Here is an 18,586-nt window from a genome sequence, read left to right as displayed (position 1 = left end):
TCCAATAACAACATGGGTAACTACTACTATTTACCCATGTTGACCTTTTAAACTTAATACCTAATACTTAAGCCTACTTTAGTAAACTTACCCAATTAAAAAGAGAAAAACAATGCTACACCTGCCCACCGTTATTGGTCTCTCTTTTGTACTTAACTTACTAATAGGGTTATTTTTTTTATCAGTCCACAGTTATAAAAAACAATCTTCTTTTTTAATTTTTGGTTTTGCGTGCATCGCATTTTCATTTGCTGAATTATTGGCTTGTTTGAAACTAGTAATTAACTTTCCCTTTATTACTGGCTATTTAGCGAATATTTTTATAATACTCAGCCCATTTTTAATTATTCTTGGACTGCATAAATACAAATACAGCAAATCATTAAACTTACGCCCAATTTACTACCTTCTGTTATTTACTGCGGTGGTTTTATTGTCGGTTTACCCATACTCTGCAGCTCAAATGTTAACTAGCTTTATTATTGCCGGCTTATATTTATTTTCTGCTTACACCATTAGTACTATGGACTTTGTTGCAACCTTGCAAAAAAAAGCCTTAATTACCTGCTTTTTAATCCATAGTTTACTTATGTTTGTTCAAACAGCACTGCTTTCCTTACCTATTTTGAGCGTAAGCGCTACAACCTACTTAGAACCTTTAGAGCTCATTTTAAGTAGTCATTTAATTTTGGCCACTTGCAGTGCATTGTTACTCCCTTATTTATTAGCATCTAATACAGAACATACGCTTGCCAGCATTGCTAATACCGACGTGTTAAGTCAGCTATTTAACCGCCGTGGTTTTTTTACAAAAGGAAAAAACGCGTTAAGTTTGCCACTTTACCAAAACAAAAGCGTGTCACTTATTTTGCTCGATATTGATTTTTTCAAACGCGTTAACGACACCTATGGGCACGAAGCTGGCGATCAGGCCATAAAGTGGATAGCGCAGCATGTGAAATCACAATTTTTGAATGAAGAAATATCAGCCCGAATCGGTGGCGAAGAGTTTGCCATACTGTTACCAGACTGCTCATTAAGTGATGCCAGAAATAATGCTGAAGAACTACGCGAAAGCATAAGCTGTTATCCATTTTATTACGAGGGACACGATATAAATTTATCGGTGAGTGCAGGCGTAAGTAGCGCCATAAACGATGAGCTGACTATAAAAGAATTATTAGCCACCGCCGATAAAAGACTGTACCTAGCTAAAGAAACAGGCCGCGACAAAGTAGTTACCTACGATGAAAAAAGCCTACTTTTACAAGGTTAATTACCAATAAAAGTATATTTATTGGTGTATTTGAATCATAAAAAAGCCCTTCGATGAAGGGCTTTACTACACACAACAATTTATTTCTAATTAATTTGGCACACTCTTATTCACATTTAAGCGTTGCTTCATCTGCTTTGTTTGGTACAAATTGAATATCTGATACCGATACTGACGCTTCACCGGAACTGTGCAAACTAAATGGACTTGTTAAGCTTGCAAAGTTTACGCCTTTATCAGCAAAGCATTTAAGGTCAATCGATACTGACTGCCATTTGCTTAGTAAACTAGTATCTACCACGTTAGAGAAGTTAATACTCTCACCACATTCACCCGAACACATCGCAAGTGAAAGTTCATTGCCAAGCGGTTGATTAAGCTTTATATCAAAACTAATAACACCATTTGCTTCAACATAAGTAATGGTATCTTCAGCAAAACTCGTTACTATTTCAGCACTCGCTTTTTCGCTTCCGTTAAAGTTAAACTGGCGAGCATCTTCTTGCACAACCTTATCTTCTGTTCGATATTTTATAGCGCCAAATTCATGGGTGCTGCTCGACACATCTAACAGTTCATCACCAGATTTGAGCAATAAACGCCAGGGTGCTACCGGTGCCCCCACTAAAATATCCATACTCGTTAGTGATGAATTATCTAATTGCGAGTTTTCATCTAAATTATCGGCAAGTACATTTTTATCACCATAGGTTAAACCAAAGCCATAAGGTAGTAATGGCGAGTAATCATCGTCTCCCTTATTTACAGTTGTTTGAACTGCCGTTTTAGGCCATGAAAAAGACAGCTTGCCTTTAAAATTGTGTTTAATACTGCCGTCGGCTCCTTTTAGTAGTACATCAGCAACACCGCCACCTTCAGTACCAGGTAACCATGCGGCTACAAACGCATCAGATGCATTAAGTTCACTATTTACCCACATTGGGCGACCAGATATAAACACAGAAACAACTTTTATTCCTTGTGCTTTTAATGATTTGAGCAACGCTAACGATTTTTTATTGCCGCGCTCAAATTCAAGGTTATCTCTGTCACCATGGCCTTCCGCGTAAGGCTCTTCACCAAATACAACAATGGCTACATCTGGGCGCTGCTCAAACGCGCCATCATCACTGAGAGTTACTTTACCACCAGCTGCCGTAACTTGCGCTTCTAAGCCTTTATAAATTGATGTAGCTCCCGGAAAATCAGCATTTTTATTGTTAGTCCCCTGCCAAGTAATACTCCACCCACCAGACTGTTTACCGATATTATCCGCACCGTCGCCGGTGATCAGTACATGTTGATTTGGCGCAAGCGGCAATAAGTCATTTTTATTTTTAAGCAATACCAGTGACTCACGAACTGATTGTCGTGCTACTTCACGGTGTTGTTGTGCGCCAATTAATTCTGTTTTTCCTGAATATAAGCGGTTAGCTGGGCTTGGTTTGTCAAATAAGCCCGCACGCAGCTTAACGCGCAGTACACGTGCTACAGCGTCGTCAATACGTGCCATGCTAATCTCACCAGAGTTAACTTGGGCAATGGTATTTTCGTATAGTGGTTTCCAAGCGCCAGTTGGCACCATAAATATATCTAGTCCGGCATTAATAGCTTGTGGGCAGCTTTCGTTACTACAGCCTTTGATTTGTCCGTGACCATTCCAATCACCAACTACAAAACCGTCAAATCCCATACGTGTTTTTAATACATCGGTTAGTAAATATTTATTACCGTGATTTTTAACGCCGTTCCAACTGTTAAATGACGCCATGACTGACTGACTACCAGCCGATAAACCACCTACGTAACCTTGGGCGTGTATGTCAAATAACGATTGTTCACTGTCAATGTTGTTACCTTGATCGTCACCATCAACAGTGCCGCCATCACCTAAAAAGTGTTTAACAGTACTAATGACACGTTTATCACTTAAAAAGTCTTCATCGGCTTTACCTTGCAAGCCATTTACAATAGCTGCTGAGTATTCACGCACTATAGCGGGATCTTCAGAATACCCTTCATAGGTTCTGCCCCAACGATCATCTCGAACAACTGCAACTGTTGGCGCAAATACCCAATCAATACCGGTAGCCATTACTTCTACCGCAGTTACTGAGGCTATTTTTTCAATAAGTTCTGGGTTATTCGCCGCTCCGAGGCCAATATTATGGGGAAATAACGTAGCACCAATCACGTTATTATGACCGTGCACTGCATCGGTGCCCCACATCGTCGGAATTTTGCTGCCATCTAAAGAGTCATCAACAGACGCCTGATACATTTTCTCAGCAAGCGCTACCCAATCTTGTGGTGTAGCATGTTTATCACCATTTGGAAAAGCCCCCCCACCGTTTAGGTAAGAGCCAAAACCATATTTACGCATGTCTTCTACGGTAATATCACGTATTTCAGGCTGAATCATTTGCGCAACTTTTTGCTCTAGCGTCATTGATTTTAGATAGCTGGCTATTTGCGATTCAATCTCAGCCTCTTTTTTTACAGCTATATTAAGCTTTGGCCATATTTGCTCTGCACTTGTCTGCTCTTTATTGGTATTAACCTCTGTACCATTATCATTAGAACATGCCGTTATAGTTGTTACTGATGCAATAAGTGTTGCTAATGCAATTTTATTAAGCGTAAAACGTGTGTTCATTATAAAGTCTCCTTAGCTTGAACGGGTTTACTACCGCTTAAGCCATAAAATACGATGAATATGTAACATAAAACCGGTAAAAAATACGAAAGTTGAACACCCATGTAATCTGCAAATGCACCTTGTATTAGCGGAACAATAGCACCACCTACAATTGCTAAACATAAAATACCAGACCCTTGAGCAGTGTGTTTACCTAAGCCATTTAGCGCTAAGCTAAAAATAGTAGGAAACATAATTGAATTAAATAAACCAACTAATAAAATTGACCACATGGCTAATTGTCCCGATGTGCTCATAGCAATAATCACTAAAATAATAGCCATTGTGCCGTTAAAGCCAAGCACTTTGCCTGCAGGTAGTTTTTGCATAACGGCGGCACCAATGAAACGTCCCACCATGGCACCACCAAAATAATAAGTGATGTAATGCGCTGCTACATGCTCTTTTAATCCAGCTATATTCTCTTGTGCTAAAAAGCTCACCAGAAAGCTGCCAATAGCAACCTCTGCGCCAACATACATAAATATGCCTACCGCACCCAATACAAGGTGGCGATATTGCCAAGCACTTCCTTCAATAGTATCTGAGTTTTCAGCCGCTTCTTTTTGCTCGCTCATGATGTCTGGTAGTTTGAGCCATGCAAAAATACCCGCTAACGCAATTAACATTGCAGCAAGGATTAAGTAAGGAAGTTGAACCGACTCTGCATTTTGCGCAGGTGTTAAAAAAGCATCTGAGGCAGAGCCTAGTATAAGTAATGCCCCAAATGATGGCGCAACAGTAGTACCAAGCGCATTAAATGCTTGCGTTAATGTTAGACGAGAAGACGCTGTTTTTTCAGGTCCCAACAAGCTTACATACGGATTGGCAGATACTTGCAATAACGTAATTCCGCTTGCTAGCACAAATAGCGCTAATAAAAATACAGGATAATTGTGCATTTGAGCCGCAGGGTAGAATAATACACAACCTACTGCAGCGATAAGTAATCCAACAACAATACCCTGCTTGTAACCTAGCTTTTTAAGTATGTGACCGCTGGGAATAGATACTAAAAAGTAAGCGCCAAAAAAACAAAACTGTACAAGCATAGCCTGCACATATGTTAAATCGAATACCGCTTTTAAGTGCGGGATTAAAATATCATTTAGGCAGGTAATAAAACCCCACATAAAAAATAGTGTTGTTAACGATGTGAGTGCAAACCCATAATTATTACCGCCTGTGTTTTGCGATTGTGTGTGTGATGTCAGTGGTGCTGAACTAGCCATGTGCTCTCCGCAATTTATTATTATCGTTAACCTTCTATGGATTTTTAATAAATTGGCGGCTAAGCCATGCTATTAAAGAGTTGACCTGAAGGTTAATTAACATTAATCTTAAAAATGTAAGCGCTTTCACAGCTAATTAAATACGAACATGTAACATAATTCAACAATTTTTATTTTTTTATCAAGTCCAGAGTCAGCTACGGGGCAGTAAATATCGGCGCGAAAAGTGCAATTAAGGTTTTAAAAGGTTTGTAACTAATGACTAAAATATCTTTACCAACTTGTTCACCTCTATTAACAAAAGAGTTTATTTACGGTGTAGCAACAGCGTCTTTCCAGATAGAAGGCGGGTCAACACACCGGCTGCCATGTATATGGGATACCTTTTGCGATACTCCAGGTAAAATAGCTGATAACTCTAATGGGCATGTTGCATGTGATCATTACAATAATTGGAAACAAGACATTGATTTAATCCAATCATTAGGAGTCGATGCTTACAGGCTTTCTATCTCTTGGCCTCGCGTTATCACAAAAAATGGTGAGCTTAACCCTGAAGGCGTAAAATTTTACACTGACATATTAGATGAACTAAAAAAGCGCAATATCAAAGCGTTTGTCACTTTATACCACTGGGATTTACCTCAACACCTTGAAGACGAAGGCGGATGGTTAAATCGTGAAACCGCTTATGCGTTTGCTCACTATGTTGATTTAATTACCTTTGCATTTGGTGACCGGGTGCATTCATACGCTACCTTAAACGAACCCTTTTGCAGTGCTTTTTTAGGGTACGAAATTGGCATTCATGCTCCCGGTAAAGTGGGTAAGCAATACGGACGCAAAGCCGCGCACCATTTATTATTAGCTCATGGCCTTGCCATGACCGTGTTAAAACAAAATTCACCGACGACTTTAAACGGTATTGTCCTTAATTTTACACCCTGTTACAGCATCTCTGAAAACGCTGATGACATTGCAGCAACAGCGTTTGCAGATGATTACCTTAACCAGTGGTACATGAAGCCCATTATGGATGGTGCATACCCTGCTATTATTGAACAACTCCCTTGTGAACATCTGCCAGATATTCACGATGGTGACATGGCAATTATTTCTCAATCTATTGATTACTTGGGTATTAACTTTTATACCCGCCAATTCTATAAAGCCCATCCAACTGAAATTTACGAGCCAATAAAACCCACTGGGCCGCTAACCGATATGGGCTGGGAGATTTATCCTGAGTCGTTCACCGAGTTATTAGTCACACTTAATAATACCTATGCCCTGCCACCTATTTTTATTACTGAAAATGGCGCAGCGATGCCCGACAGTTATAATAATGGTGAAATCAATGATGTAGATCGATTAGACTACTACAACAGTCACTTAAACGCTGTTCACAATGCAACAGAGCAAGGTGTAAGAATTGACGGCTATTTTGCCTGGAGTCTAATGGATAATTTTGAATGGGCGGAAGGCTACTTAAAAAGATTTGGCATTGTTTACGTAGATTACAGCACACAGCAACGTACTATAAAAAATAGTGGCCTAGCCTACAAAGCATTAATCTCAAATAGATAATAAAACGTATTTATTAACGCAATTAAAAAAACATAAAGCGAGATAAAGCAACCATGGTTAGTGTAAAAGAAAAAATAGCCTACGGATTAGGCGACACCGCTAGCAACATTATTTTCCAAACGGTTATGATGTTCCTAATGCTTTACTACACTGACGTGGTGGGCTTATCCCCCGCTGTTGTAGGCACTATGTTTTTAGCTGTTCGCATTTTTGACGCGGTAACCGATCCCTTAATGGGCAACCTAGCTGACAAAACACATACTCGCTGGGGGCATTTTCGCCCTTACCTATTATGGCTTGCGTTACCTTTTGCCATTATTAGTATCTTAGCGTTTACTACACCAGACTTAGAAGGCACTGACAAAATAATATACGCCTTCAGTACCTACACACTTCTGATGGTCGCTTACACGGCTATCAACATCCCGTATTGTGCACTAGGCGGGGTGTTAACCGCAGACTCAAAAGAGCGTGTCACTATTCAATCGTACCGTTTTGTATTTGGTATGCTCGGTGGGGTAATTGTTGCTGGGTGCACCATGCCAATGGTTGAATACTTTGGCCAGGGCGATAGCGCTAAAGGTTATCAGTTAACCATGACCGCCATGAGTGTTTTAGGCCTTGTGCTATTTTTACTTTGCTTTTTAGGTACCAAAGAACGTATTCAGCAACCCAAGGAACAAAACATTCCTTTTGCTAAAAGCATTCAAGCGCTCATAAAAAACGATCAATGGCGTACCTTGTGCATTGCGGCATTTTTCTTACTAACCGGTCAAGTGCTTAGGCTAACTTTGGCGGTTTATTACGTAAAATATTACCTAGGCAGAGAAGATTTAATTACCCTATTCATGACCCTAGGCGTGGTTGCCAGCATGGTAGGTTGCGCTGTTGCACAGCCATTAGCGGCGCGTTTTTGCAAAATAAAGGCCTACATAAGTTTACAACTTATCGCTGCAACTATTTGTGGATTTAGCTACTTTATTAGTAGCGATCAACTCGTTTTGGCGTTTGCTGCTTTTATTTTATGGAAGTTCTTTTTAGACATGGCAACCCCACTCCTTTGGGCAAAAATGGCTGACACCATTGATTATGGCCACAAGGTAACGGGTTTACGAATTACAGGCCTCGTCTACTCGGGTGTTATATTTTTTATTAAGATGGGTGTAGCTGTTGGTGGGGCTATTGCTGGTTGGTTACTATCGTTTTACAGTTATCAGGCTGATGTCACGCAAACAATAAGTACTCAGCAAGGAATTTTACTGTCGTTTACTGTGCTACCAGCCCTTGGCTCACTCTTTGTAGCTTATACAATGAAAAAATACACGTTAACCAATCAGGTTGTCGAAAATATTCAATCAAAGCTAACTACAGTTAACAACACTAAGGTATGATTTAGCTGAATAAGTTAAGGGTGAAAGCGAGTCAATAAGTAACATGGCAACAATTTATCAAGTATCAGAGCTTGCAGGTGTATCGTTAGCTACCGTTTCTCGGGTAATGAACAAAAATACAAAAGTAAGCGATAAAACAACTAAAAAAGTACTCGATGCAATGCAAACATTGGGTTACAAACCTAACTCAATAGCCCAATCCTTGGCATCAAATTGCACTAATAGTGTGGGTATTTTAGTATCTGAATTACACGGTCCTTTCTTCGCTCAAATGATGGCGGGGATTGAGTCTGAGCTAAGAGCTGCCGGTAAACACGTTATTATCACAACCGGCCACAGTGAAGAAGACAAAGAAAAAGAAGGCATCGACTTTTTAATTAGCAGACGCTGCGACGCCATAATTTTGCATGTTGAAGCAGTGACTGATGACTACTTAATATCGCTCAGTAAAGGCACAACACCGGTTTATTTAATGAGCCGCTACGTGCAAGAACTCAAAAACAACTGCATTAGCCTAGATAACAAACTAGGCGGATATTTAGCAACTAAATCAGTACTAGAACAAGGCCATACCGAAATTGCTTATATTGCAGGCCCTCAGTTTAAAGCCGATGCTGCAAATCGTTTGGCAGGTCATAAACAAGCCCTTGAAGAAGCCAATATCACTTTTGACCCATCGCTCTTTTTTGAAGGTGACTTTAACGAAACCGGTGGAAGCTCAGCGCTTGAGCATCTGATGAATAAAAACCTAAGTTTTACCGCCTTAGTATGTGCCAACGACGAAATGGCGTCGGGTGCGATGAAGTATGCCCGTGAACACGGCTACCATTTGCCTAACGATTTATCAATTGTTGGTTTTGATAATGTAATATTTGCAAACTACCTCTACCCTACACTAACAACAATTGATAACCCGGTTGCTAAAATGGGTGAAATGGCCGCAAAGCTTGTTCTAAAAGATGTATACCAAACCAAAAATATCGAAATAAACCGTTTTTTTGAGCCTACGCTAATGCAGCGCGACTCCTCTGCTCCTCTTAAAATTTAAAAAAGCGGCTAATGCCGCTTTTTTAATATTTCATTGCAACGTTTACTGTTACTTTGCAATCCATGGGGTTACTTTTAGTACATTACTAATATCACCGAATGACTGCTCATCCTCTTCCCAATTATCGTCAACATCAAAGTAACAAATCGATTCCTTACACGTCACGTTTTCATCTTTAATGTTTATTGGATTTTTAAAGGTAACAGCCACGCCCTTTTGTTCAGGTAATAAAAACCACATTAATTTACTAACAAAAAAACCAGACAAATCAGTTAGCAATTCATCCAACTCATCATTAATGGTATATAACGCATGTTTTGAAAAGGCTAAATCGTCAAACTCGTTAGCTTCTATTTGTAGCTTTAACTGACAATCATGTTCAAGGTTTTGTGGCTCTATAACAATAACGGCTTTATCTGAATCAAGTTGTTTATCAAAAGGTAGCAACAGCTGCGCACTGTCCGTAAAGTTAAGTGGGTACTCGTTATTTTCTGTTAAAATGGTTCCGTTTTTTATTGCACATGCCTCGTTAGTTGCAATATCGCTTATATAAAAGTTAACGCGAGCATATTGAAAATCCCCTTTATTAACTACTTTTAAACGGTCATAAAAACCATCGTACGACATTACAAACTCTCTGGCATTGGCGCTAAATGCACTTAAGCCCAACAAAAAAAGTAAACTCGCGTAAAAACAACCTGTCATGTATTTATTCATCAAAGTAAGCTCTGTTTTGTCTGATCATCGTATTTAATTCTTCTATATATGCCTCACCTCGCTCAGAGTAAGACATTAAACCATGGGTTAACTTGGTTGCTAATACTGGTTTTTTTTCACGACGCAGGTTTTCACGTATGCCTCGTAACTCTTTGTAAGCGCCGTGGGTATTTATATTTCTGAAATAAGAGCTTACTGCAGCACGCACCGATTGAAATGCAGCGACTTCGTGTGCTGCGCCAGTGTTACGACGCTTTGGCACCATGCCGCAACCTTTTGAGTAACACCACTGACCAAAAAAATTCAGACCAATTCGCGCAAACCGAGAGGTCCCCCAAGCTGACTCATTTGCAGCTTGCATTAATGCCATTTCTTTAGGAATAATATCAACACGTCGCAAAGCCTGAGTTAGCACAAGTGTGTTAACCGTTTCAGGTAAGCCATATTGTTTAAGGATTTTTACAATATCTTTGTTTTGTTTCTCTTCAAGCGATAGGTTGTTTTCAAGCATCATACGGGCTATTTCTAGCTTGGCACGTTGTTGTAATATTTTTTTATTTTCAGCCTCAACATGAGGGCGAATAAAATCAAAAAATGCGCGTTTTTTCTCTTTTACATCGGTAAATTCAGAAAATTTAGGCAACGTGACATTGTGTAACGGCTTTTCTTTTTTCTTCACTTTTTTAGCTTGTTCACTGGTGGTTTGATCTACGCTATCGGTTTCATCACTTTGTACAAACGGGTACGCAAGCGCCCATATAAAAAGGATGGCTAACAAAAACTGAAAGATAATCTTAAGCATGTATTGTCTCATTCAAACAACTATTTATGTATGGTAACTACACACACATACGAACCTTCATTATACCTAAGCCACTATATAAACGCGAATTACAAAAATATGTTCATTCGCAATTTATAAGTGCATGGGTATACTAAGCACTAAACAGGTTAAATAGTGGTTTAGCAGTATGGACAAAGTTTGGCAAAGTAGAATAATAGAGCAATATAAACACAGACCTAACGACAACCGTTCACCTTGGCAGGTTGACCGCTCAAGAATCATTCATGCCGCTGCGTTTAGGCGCTTACAAGCTAAAACACAAATTATGGGGATTGGCCTAAACGATTTTTATCGTACCCGCCTTACCCATTCGTTAGAGGTGTCACAAATTGGCACCGGTATTTTAAGGCATTTAAAAGCACAGCACAGTGATTTTAGCCATTTCCCATCAACCGGTTTACTCGAAACACTTTGCCTAGCTCACGATATTGGCCACCCACCCTTTGGCCATGGGGGTGAAATTGCCCTCAATTATATGATGCGAAACCATGGTGGCTTTGAGGGAAATGCACAAACCTTACGCATTGTTGCCAAGCTAGAGCCATACAGTAATGGGTATGGTATGAACCTTACACGCCGCACATTACTGGGGTTTATTAAATACCCAGCGTTTATAAACGAGTTGTGGCACACCATACCTGATACTCATAACACACGTGCGTTTATTAAAGCCGATGATTGGCGCCCAGCAAAAGGGTTATACCAAGACGACGCACACATATTTAACTGGATTGTTGAACCATTAAGCCAAAACGACAAAACACTATTAAACACCTACGCAAGAATAGATAAACACCGTGCCAAAACGCTATATAAATCACTCGACAGCGCCATAATGGAACATGCCGACGATATAGCTTACGCCGTGCACGATTTAGAAGACGCCATTGCAACCCATGTTTTAACATTAGATGACTGGCAAACGCATGCATTACCTCACTTGCAAGCGCTTAATTTTGACTGGCTAAATAGCTTACTTGAAACGTTAACATCTCGACTTTTTTCAAAAAATGATTTTGAACGAAAAGACGCCATAGGTGAGCTGGTGAACACCTTCATCATTCATATTCATTTAGACATACAACACGAGGCATTTGAATGCCCTATTTTAAAACACACTGCCAAGCTCCACCCAGAGTATGAAAACGTGCTACAAATACTCAAGCACTTTGTATTTCAACGCTTAATTCGCGACCCTGAAATGCAACAAATTGAGTTTAAAGGGCAAAACTTACTCATTGAATTGTTTACAGCGTTTGCAAGCGATCCGCTTCGTTTATTACCCGAAACCACACAAGCACAGTATATTGAAGCGCAAAAGCACAACCAAGGTATGCGCATTATTTGTGACTACTTAAGTGGCATGAGTGATGAATACGCATATAAAACCTATCAGCGATTATTTTTGCCAGTGCAGTAGTCAAGCATGAGGGCTTTTGAGGAGCCCAACATAAACAAATAAGCCGAGTAAATTTACTCGGCTTATTTATTTTTTAAACGTATGCGCGTTTTATAACTCTTTAACGCCCATGTTATATAACGTAAAACCAAACATATCTGCGTATAAATCTATAACCTTACTGGTTGGTGTACCTGCACCATGGCCTGCATTAGTTTCAATGCGGATCAGCGTAGGGTTGTCACCGGCCTGCTTAGATTGTAATTCAGCGGCAAATTTAAATGAGTGTGATGGCACCACACGATCATCATGATCACCGGTTGTTACCATAGTGGCTGGATATTCAACGCCTGCTTTAACATTGTGAAGTGGCGAGTAAGCTTTAATATATTCAAACATTTCTTTACTTTGCTCACTAGTACCGTAATCGTATGCCCAACCAGCGCCCGCTGTAAATGTATGGTAACGAAGCATATCAAGTACGCCTACGGCCGGTAATGCAACTTGAAATAAATCAGGGCGCTGTGTCATAACCGCACCGACTAATAAACCACCGTTTGAACCACCCCGCAGTGCTAAACGTTTTTTAGACGTGTACTTTTTATCTTGTAAGTACTCTGCTGCTGCAATAAAGTCATCAAACACATTTTGCTTTTGCATTTTTGTACCAGCATTGTGCCAATCTTTCCCATATTCACCACCACCGCGAATATTTGCAACGGCATACACTCCACCTTGCTCCAGCCAAAGCGCGTTAACGGGGCTAAAACTTGGCGTCAAACTTACATTAAAACCACCGTAACCGTATAAAATAGTCGGGTTTGAACCATCTAATTTTATACCCGTTTTGTAAGTGATGATCATCGGCACTTTAGTACCATCTTTTGAGGTGTAAAAAACTTGCTCAGAGGTGTAATCGTTACTATTGAAATCGATTGCCGATTCACGATAGACCTTTGACTCGCCACTGCTTACATCAAACGAAAAAGTAGTCCCTGGGGTTTTATAGTTAGTAAACGAGTAATAAAGCGTTGTTTGATCTTTTTTACCGCGAAAACCACGTGCAGTCCCTACGCCTGGTAAACTAATTTCACGGATTAAATCACCTTGCTTGTTGTATTGCTTAACCTGCGAAATTGCATCCACCATGTAATTAGCAAAAAAAGTATTCCCACCTTTGCTTAGGTTAAGTACGTTATCGGTCTCTGGAATAAAATCGACCCAATTTTCAGGCGCCGGGTCATTTGCGTTTACCGTAACCACTTTCTTGTTTGGTGCGTTTAAATTTGTAACCAAGTAGAGCGTATCGCCGTCGTTATCAATCACAGAAGTATCTGAGTCTGCGTTACCTACAACAGTAATAAAATCACTGTTTTCTTTACTTAAGTCTTTTATAAAAAGTTTGTTTCCAGACGTTGAAACACTGGCCGAAATTAGCAAGTACTTGCCATCATGTGTCACATCGGCGCCAACGTAACGATGCTTTTGCGCCTCGCTGTCACCAAATACAACGCGGTCGTCATTCTGCGATGTACCTAAAGCATGGTAATACACTTTATGTTGATCCGTTTTAGCCGACAGCTCACTGCCTTTTGGCTTGTCGTAGCTAGAGTAGTAAAATCCTTCATTACCTAGCCAATCAATACCACTAAATTTCACATCAACTAAAGCTTGCTCTACTTGCTCTTTAGTCGTTGTATTAATAACGATAATTTTACGCCAATCACTACCACCTTCAGATACTTGATACGCTAATAAACTGCCATCTTCAGAAAACGACAAACCCGACATAGACGTTGTGCCATCGTCACTAAATTTATTAGGATCTAAAAATACCTCAGGGGCATCATCGCCTTTGCTACGGTATAAAACAAACTGATTTTGCAAGCCGTCGTTTTTGTAAAAGTAGGTGTAACCGCCCTCTTCAAATGGCGCACCTATTTTTTCGTAATTCATCAGTTTTTCAAGGCGTTCCTTGAGCTTATTTCTATAAGGAATTTGTTCTAAGTATGAAAAAGTGGCCGTATTTTGAGCGTTGACCCAATCAGCTGTTTCTTCACTCATATCATCTTCTAACCAACGGTAAGGATCGGCAACGTTTTCTCCAAAATAGGTATCAACTACATCCCCTGTTTTGGTCTCGGGATACACTACTGAGTTAGCTTTATTCATAGATAATTTTACTTCTTTTTGATCCGACGTATTGGTGGGCTCTGAACAGCCACTCAGTGCTAAGAATACAGCACAGGCAAGGGTACGTTTAAGTAACATATTTTGTGTTCTTTTTATTTATTAAGTATTAGTAATAACTTATGAGTTTTTTAAGCTTATGTCTATTAAGATGCGTTAAGTGCCATTTATCGCTGTAAACAAGTGTAAACTTACGCTTTAATAGTAAAAACATACAATAAAAATAAAGCGTGATTTATGGAAAAAAATGAGCCTAGTTTCAACAGTTTTAAAGCTTTTTACCCTTATTATTTAAAGGAGCATCGCAACGTAACCTGCCGCCGTTTGCATTTCATAGGTAGCCTATTAGTACTTATGGTTATTATTACCACATTATTAAGTCAAAAATTTGCGCTATTGTGGCTGCTACCCATTATTGGCTATGGCTTTGCGTGGGTTGGGCATTTCTTTTTTGAAAAAAACCGCCCAGCCACGTTTAAGCACCCTTTTTATAGCTTATGGGGAGACTGGGTTATGTTTAAAGATATACTCACCGGAAAAATAAAATTTTAATAACGTTACCAGCACCAAAAAGCCACCTTAATTAGGTGGCTTTTTGGTTACTTTATATCAATTCGCTTAATTGAGTATTAAACGCTAAACCACTTTAGTTAACCAACCATGTTTATCTTCTGCTTTACCCCATTGAATGTCGTTCAATGCTTGGCGCAGACGCGCGGTTGTTGGCCCAGGCTCCCCTGTGCCTACTTTATATTCTTTATCGTTATGAATAAAAGTACCCACAGCCGTTAATACCGCAGCAGTACCAGAAAGCGCAGCCTCTGTACCTGGCTTTGCAGCACGCTCTAAAAGCTCAGTGACTGTAAAATTACGTTCGCTAACCGTCATGCCTAAATCTTTAGCAATCGTTAAAATACTATTACGCGTTACACCGTGTAAAAAGGTGGAGTCGAGCGCTTTGGTTATAATTTCGTTGCCATCAATCAAAATAAAGTTTGCAGCACCGGTTTCTTGTACGTCCCCACCTGGGCAAAATAATATTTGGTCTGCTTGATACTGCTTGCGAGCTGCACTAATTGGACCAAGCGCACTGGCGTAGTTACCGCCACTTTTAACCATGCCCATATGAGGTGCACAGCGCATACCATCTTCTTCAAGTAAAACACGTAGTGCCGTTGCACCACCGGCAAAATAATCACCAACGGGCGAAAGTAAAGTGTATAACAACGAGCTCATTGAAGGTGCTGCCGCCTTACCAATTGCCGCTTCTGTGCCTATATGTGTTGGACGAATATACATAGAGCCAGGCGGTAATGGAGTTTCATCTGCATATTGGCGTACAATATCAATAATCATCGTTTTAAGCATATCGCCATCAAAACTTGGTAAGCTTAAAAGTGCAGAACTTTGCTGCATACGGGCTATGTTTGCATCCATTCTAAAAATATAAACAGACCCATCGTCATGACGAAATGCTTTTAAGCCCTCAAAACAGGTGCTTGAATAATGAAGAACGTGCGCACCAGCATGAAACTCAAGCTTATCGCATGGAACAACTGAGGTTTCGCTCCATTGATTATCTGAAAAACGAGCTTGAATCATCTGCGGCATAAACACAGTACCAAATGCGGCCATTTTAATCTCTCTTGTGTGGTCTATTTTTCTCCATTGTATGACAATCACGCATCAATTAACCATAGCTAAAGTAACGGATTTTTAATTAACAATAAGAAAAAACCAAACGAACTGTATGTTAATTAATCACAACAACAAAAAACCGGCATGTACGCTAACACAGGCCGGTTTATGTTTTAAATCTTTAACGCGCTTTACGTAGCCCTACCGCTATTTAAACGAGTATCTAATAATTCGCTTTAACACCGAGCCGTACTGTTTAAAAAACCCGCCGGTATGGTAATCAATACCGTGCTTTTGCATAACGGCCTGTACCTGAGGTGCCACCTCTTGATATCGCGACGACGGCATATCAGGAAATAAATGGTGCTCAATTTGGCAACTCAAATGCCCTGTTAAAATATGAAACCAATTTGATCCTTTAATATTAGACGAGCCCAATACTTGGCGATAATACCACTCGCCTTGTGTTTCATTTACACAGTCTTGCGCTTTAAATGTTTCGGTGTCTTCAGTAAAGTGGCCGCAAAATATAATTGTCGAAGTCCATAAATTACGCAGTAAATTTGCTAATAAATTACCCGCTATCACCCACAAAAATAAAGGCCCTGCTAATAACGGAAATATCACATAATCTTTAATTAACTGCCTAGCGCCTTTGCTAAGAAAGCGCTGTTTTAATGTGGTATGCGACACTTGCCCTTCACGGTTTTCTTTCTTTTTACCCATGAAAACGCGCTCTGCTGCTAGTTCATGGTACGACACGCCCCACTGAAACATCACACTTAAATTTATATAAGTAAAAAACTGCCACACATTTTTAAAGCGCCATTTGAAATCATCACTTAAGCGCAGCAGTCCATAACCAAAATCACGGTCTTTGCCAATAATGTTAGTGTATGTATGGTGCTCAAAATTGTGAACCCGATGCCAACTTTGACCATCGCAGGCTATATCCCATTCATATTGCTGAGAATTAAGCTGTTTGTCGTTCATCCAGTCGTATTGCCCATGCATAACATTATGGCCAATTTCCATATTATCGAGTATTTTAGCCAAGGCCAGTAACAAAACACCTGCAACCCATAGTAAAGGCTGAATAAATCCAAGCATTAATAATATTCGCCCGCTCCACTCACATAGCCTTTGCTTTCGAACGACAGAGCGAATGTAGTCAGCATCTTTTTGCCCTACTTTGGCAAGCGTATTCATTTTTATGGTATCTAAATCGCTTGCAAGCTGGTCAAAGTTTATATTTTTCATAATTGTAACTCCAAGTCACTCACAGGTTGGCTTATACAAAGCTGGATTAATTGCTCGCCGTTGTCTGACATTTCACCTGTTTTTAAATTACGTACAATTCCTGATTTTTTAATACATTGGCACTGATGGCAAATACCAATTCCGCAGCCACGTTTTACCGGTAATTTTTTAGCTTCAAACTGGCTAAGAAGTACATCATTGCCTTCAACAATGTGAGCTTGGCTGTTCACTTTTACAGTAAACTGATCTTCATTGTTTACTTGGGGTAACGCTAAGCCAAACGCTTCTTGGTAGTAATTAAGATCATGTTTTTTAGCAAACTCTTGCACTGTTTGCATAAAACCTAGTGGCCCACAGCAATATATATCGGGATTGTCCCACTGTTTAATATTGCTGGTAATGTCGCTCGACTGCTCACGTGTTAACAATAAAAATGAAAAATGACTAAATTGTGTGGCCAATTCGCGCAACTCATCAACACATTGGTGCTCGCCTGATTTTGCGTAATACACCAAATTTACTGCTTTGGTTGTTTGCGCTAAGTAATCGTCAAGCATTGCTAGCATCGGCGTTATACCAGACCCACCAGCTATCAATGTGGCGGGAGTATGTGTATTTTTAAATACAAACTCACCCGATGCAGCCGATATATTGCACCATGTACCCGCTTTAGCTTTGTTGTTTAATAGCCCGGTAAATCGTCCTTGTTTGCTTGTTTTAATTAACAAGCGTAACAATCCCGTATCTTTGAAATATTTAACACCTGAAGCAACTGTAAAAACGCGCGTTAATAATCGTCCATTCATTTCAATGGTTAAGCTGATGTGTTGCCCTGCGGTATGCGCAGGCCATTGCCTACTTGGTTTGAGCTTTAAACTCAAAAATTCACCATTCAATGATTCTGAACTAATCAGCTGTGCTCTATATTGCCCTGCACGCCAAGCAGGTTTAAACACTTGCATTATTGGCTCTATGTAGCCTGCAAACGTTTGATGGTGTAAAAACCACGTTGAAAATTGATTTAATGCCTGCGTCAACATTCTAATAAAATCTCTATATTGGTCTATTGCTCAATAGTTTGTACAAACTGGAGGGTTAGCACAAATCAGAACCTTACTTATTTGAGCATACAAGTGTAAGCTCAAACTTCAGCGCACAAGTGTACGCTGAAAATTCAAGTTTTCAACCCATTAGCGTATTTCTTCCACAATTTAGTTAAAAAAATTCGAATGAAAAACAAACTAAACAAAATTAATAAACGTATTTGTAAACTTACATTAAAAGTAAAAACAGACTTTACTAATTG

General features: G+C 39.8%; 14 protein-coding genes. 6 read left to right on the top strand and 8 right to left on the bottom strand.

Translation table 11 applies throughout. The features are described 5' to 3' along the window. The first annotated feature begins 112 nt into the window (after window positions 1-112). Entirely contained in the window at window positions 113-1,276 is a 1,164-nt protein-coding gene (locus ATS71_RS08210) for a GGDEF domain-containing protein (RefSeq protein ID WP_058404383.1), read from the top strand. 106 nt (window positions 1,277-1,382) lie between these two features. Here ATS71_RS08210 and ATS71_RS08205 read toward each other — a convergent pair whose 3' ends face one another. After that, window positions 1,383-3,932 carry a glycoside hydrolase family 3 protein gene (locus ATS71_RS08205; RefSeq protein WP_058404382.1) on the bottom strand — a complete coding sequence of 850 codons (2,550 nt, stop codon included), beginning with the start codon at window positions 3,930-3,932 and terminating at the stop codon, window positions 1,383-1,385. Continuing rightward, on the bottom strand, window positions 3,932-5,206 hold the full coding sequence (locus tag ATS71_RS08200) for a sugar MFS transporter (protein ID WP_058404381.1): 1,275 nt from the start codon (window positions 5,204-5,206) through the stop codon (window positions 3,932-3,934). The genes ATS71_RS08205 and ATS71_RS08200 overlap by 1 nt, the downstream gene beginning before the upstream one ends. A 258-nt stretch (window positions 5,207-5,464) precedes the next feature. Between ATS71_RS08200 and ATS71_RS08195 the strand changes: the two genes are divergently transcribed. Genes ATS71_RS08195 through ATS71_RS08185 form a run of 3 tightly spaced genes read left to right on the top strand, consistent with a single transcriptional unit; the run spans window position 5,465 to window position 9,232 of the window. Continuing rightward, on the top strand, window positions 5,465-6,793 hold the full coding sequence (locus tag ATS71_RS08195; protein WP_058404380.1) for a GH1 family beta-glucosidase: 1,329 nt from the start codon (window positions 5,465-5,467) through the stop codon (window positions 6,791-6,793). A gap of 53 nt (window positions 6,794-6,846) precedes the next feature. Continuing rightward, window positions 6,847-8,184, top strand: a complete 1,338-nt coding sequence (locus ATS71_RS08190; protein WP_058404379.1) for a glycoside-pentoside-hexuronide (GPH):cation symporter — start codon at window positions 6,847-6,849, stop codon at window positions 8,182-8,184. 43 nt (window positions 8,185-8,227) lie between these two features. Continuing rightward, window positions 8,228-9,232, top strand: a complete 1,005-nt coding sequence (locus ATS71_RS08185; protein ID WP_058404378.1) for a LacI family DNA-binding transcriptional regulator — start codon at window positions 8,228-8,230, stop codon at window positions 9,230-9,232. A 48-nt stretch (window positions 9,233-9,280) separates the two neighbouring features. Here ATS71_RS08185 and ATS71_RS08180 read toward each other — a convergent pair whose 3' ends face one another. Together ATS71_RS08180 and ATS71_RS08175 are read right to left on the bottom strand one after the other, a co-directional pair. Beyond that, entirely contained in the window at window positions 9,281-9,949 is a 669-nt protein-coding gene (locus ATS71_RS08180; RefSeq protein ID WP_058404377.1) for a DUF2987 domain-containing protein, read from the bottom strand. Next, complete coding sequence (locus ATS71_RS08175; protein WP_058404376.1) at window positions 9,942-10,751, bottom strand: glucosaminidase domain-containing protein; 810 nt, start codon at window positions 10,749-10,751, stop codon at window positions 9,942-9,944. Before ATS71_RS08175 ends, ATS71_RS08180 begins: the two co-directional genes overlap by 8 nt. Before the next feature lie 169 nt (window positions 10,752-10,920). Between ATS71_RS08175 and ATS71_RS08170 the strand changes: the two genes are divergently transcribed. Next, window positions 10,921-12,213 (top strand): anti-phage deoxyguanosine triphosphatase, encoded by a 1,293-nt coding sequence (locus ATS71_RS08170; RefSeq protein ID WP_058404375.1) that lies wholly within the window; start codon window positions 10,921-10,923, stop codon window positions 12,211-12,213. A gap of 90 nt (window positions 12,214-12,303) precedes the next feature. On the opposite strand, the gene ATS71_RS08165 is transcribed toward ATS71_RS08170, so the two are convergent. Continuing rightward, window positions 12,304-14,463 carry a prolyl oligopeptidase family serine peptidase gene (locus ATS71_RS08165; protein WP_058404374.1) on the bottom strand — a complete coding sequence of 720 codons (2,160 nt, stop codon included), beginning with the start codon at window positions 14,461-14,463 and terminating at the stop codon, window positions 12,304-12,306. Window positions 14,464-14,619: 156 nt separating this feature from the next. Here ATS71_RS08165 and ATS71_RS08160 point away from each other — a divergent pair, with 156 nt between their 5' ends. After that, window positions 14,620-14,934, top strand: coding sequence for a DUF962 domain-containing protein (locus ATS71_RS08160; protein ID WP_058404373.1), 315 nt, complete (start codon window positions 14,620-14,622; stop codon window positions 14,932-14,934). Between the two features lie 84 nt (window positions 14,935-15,018). Here the strand turns inward: ATS71_RS08160 and ATS71_RS08155 are convergent, their stop codons facing one another. The 3 genes from ATS71_RS08155 to ATS71_RS08145 all read right to left on the bottom strand — a co-directional run bounded on the left by ATS71_RS08155 (window position 15,019) and on the right by ATS71_RS08145 (window position 18,320). Beyond that, window positions 15,019-16,023: a branched-chain amino acid aminotransferase gene (locus tag ATS71_RS08155; protein ID WP_268801450.1), complete on the bottom strand. Its 1,005-nt coding sequence runs from the start codon at window positions 16,021-16,023 to the stop codon at window positions 15,019-15,021. A 204-nt stretch (window positions 16,024-16,227) separates the two neighbouring features. Then, window positions 16,228-17,280: a fatty acid desaturase family protein gene (locus ATS71_RS08150; RefSeq protein WP_058404371.1), complete on the bottom strand. Its 1,053-nt coding sequence runs from the start codon at window positions 17,278-17,280 to the stop codon at window positions 16,228-16,230. Beyond that, entirely contained in the window at window positions 17,277-18,320 is a 1,044-nt protein-coding gene (locus tag ATS71_RS08145; RefSeq protein WP_058404370.1) for a ferredoxin reductase, read from the bottom strand. Before ATS71_RS08145 ends, ATS71_RS08150 begins: the two co-directional genes overlap by 4 nt. Window positions 18,321-18,586 lie beyond the last annotated feature (266 nt).

This window comes from Pseudoalteromonas sp. H71 (assembly GCF_001468485.1).
Taxonomy (GTDB): Bacteria; Pseudomonadota; Gammaproteobacteria; order Enterobacterales; family Alteromonadaceae; genus Pseudoalteromonas.
The sequence above is the reverse complement of the archived record's forward strand: the minus strand, read 5'-3'. Positions and strand labels throughout refer to the sequence as shown.

Excerpts from the sequence above, each read along its gene's own strand:
- ATS71_RS08210 (WP_058404383.1), top strand. The coding sequence starts at position 113 with ATGCTACACCTGCCCACCGTTATTGGTCTCTCTTTTGTACTTAACTTA.
- ATS71_RS08205 (WP_058404382.1), bottom strand. The coding sequence starts at position 3,932 with ATGAACACACGTTTTACGCTTAATAAAATTGCATTAGCAACACTTATT.
- ATS71_RS08200 (WP_058404381.1), bottom strand. The coding sequence starts at position 5,206 with ATGGCTAGTTCAGCACCACTGACATCACACACACAATCGCAAAACACA.
- ATS71_RS08195 (WP_058404380.1), top strand. The coding sequence starts at position 5,465 with ATGACTAAAATATCTTTACCAACTTGTTCACCTCTATTAACAAAAGAG.
- ATS71_RS08190 (WP_058404379.1), top strand. The coding sequence starts at position 6,847 with ATGGTTAGTGTAAAAGAAAAAATAGCCTACGGATTAGGCGACACCGCT.
- ATS71_RS08185 (WP_058404378.1), top strand. The coding sequence starts at position 8,228 with ATGGCAACAATTTATCAAGTATCAGAGCTTGCAGGTGTATCGTTAGCT.
- ATS71_RS08180 (WP_058404377.1), bottom strand. The coding sequence starts at position 9,949 with ATGAATAAATACATGACAGGTTGTTTTTACGCGAGTTTACTTTTTTTG.
- ATS71_RS08175 (WP_058404376.1), bottom strand. The coding sequence starts at position 10,751 with ATGCTTAAGATTATCTTTCAGTTTTTGTTAGCCATCCTTTTTATATGG.
- ATS71_RS08170 (WP_058404375.1), top strand. The coding sequence starts at position 10,921 with ATGGACAAAGTTTGGCAAAGTAGAATAATAGAGCAATATAAACACAGA.
- ATS71_RS08165 (WP_058404374.1), bottom strand. The coding sequence starts at position 14,463 with ATGTTACTTAAACGTACCCTTGCCTGTGCTGTATTCTTAGCACTGAGT.
- ATS71_RS08160 (WP_058404373.1), top strand. The coding sequence starts at position 14,620 with ATGGAAAAAAATGAGCCTAGTTTCAACAGTTTTAAAGCTTTTTACCCT.
- ATS71_RS08150 (WP_058404371.1), bottom strand. The coding sequence starts at position 17,280 with ATGAAAAATATAAACTTTGACCAGCTTGCAAGCGATTTAGATACCATA.
- ATS71_RS08145 (WP_058404370.1), bottom strand. The coding sequence starts at position 18,320 with ATGTTGACGCAGGCATTAAATCAATTTTCAACGTGGTTTTTACACCAT.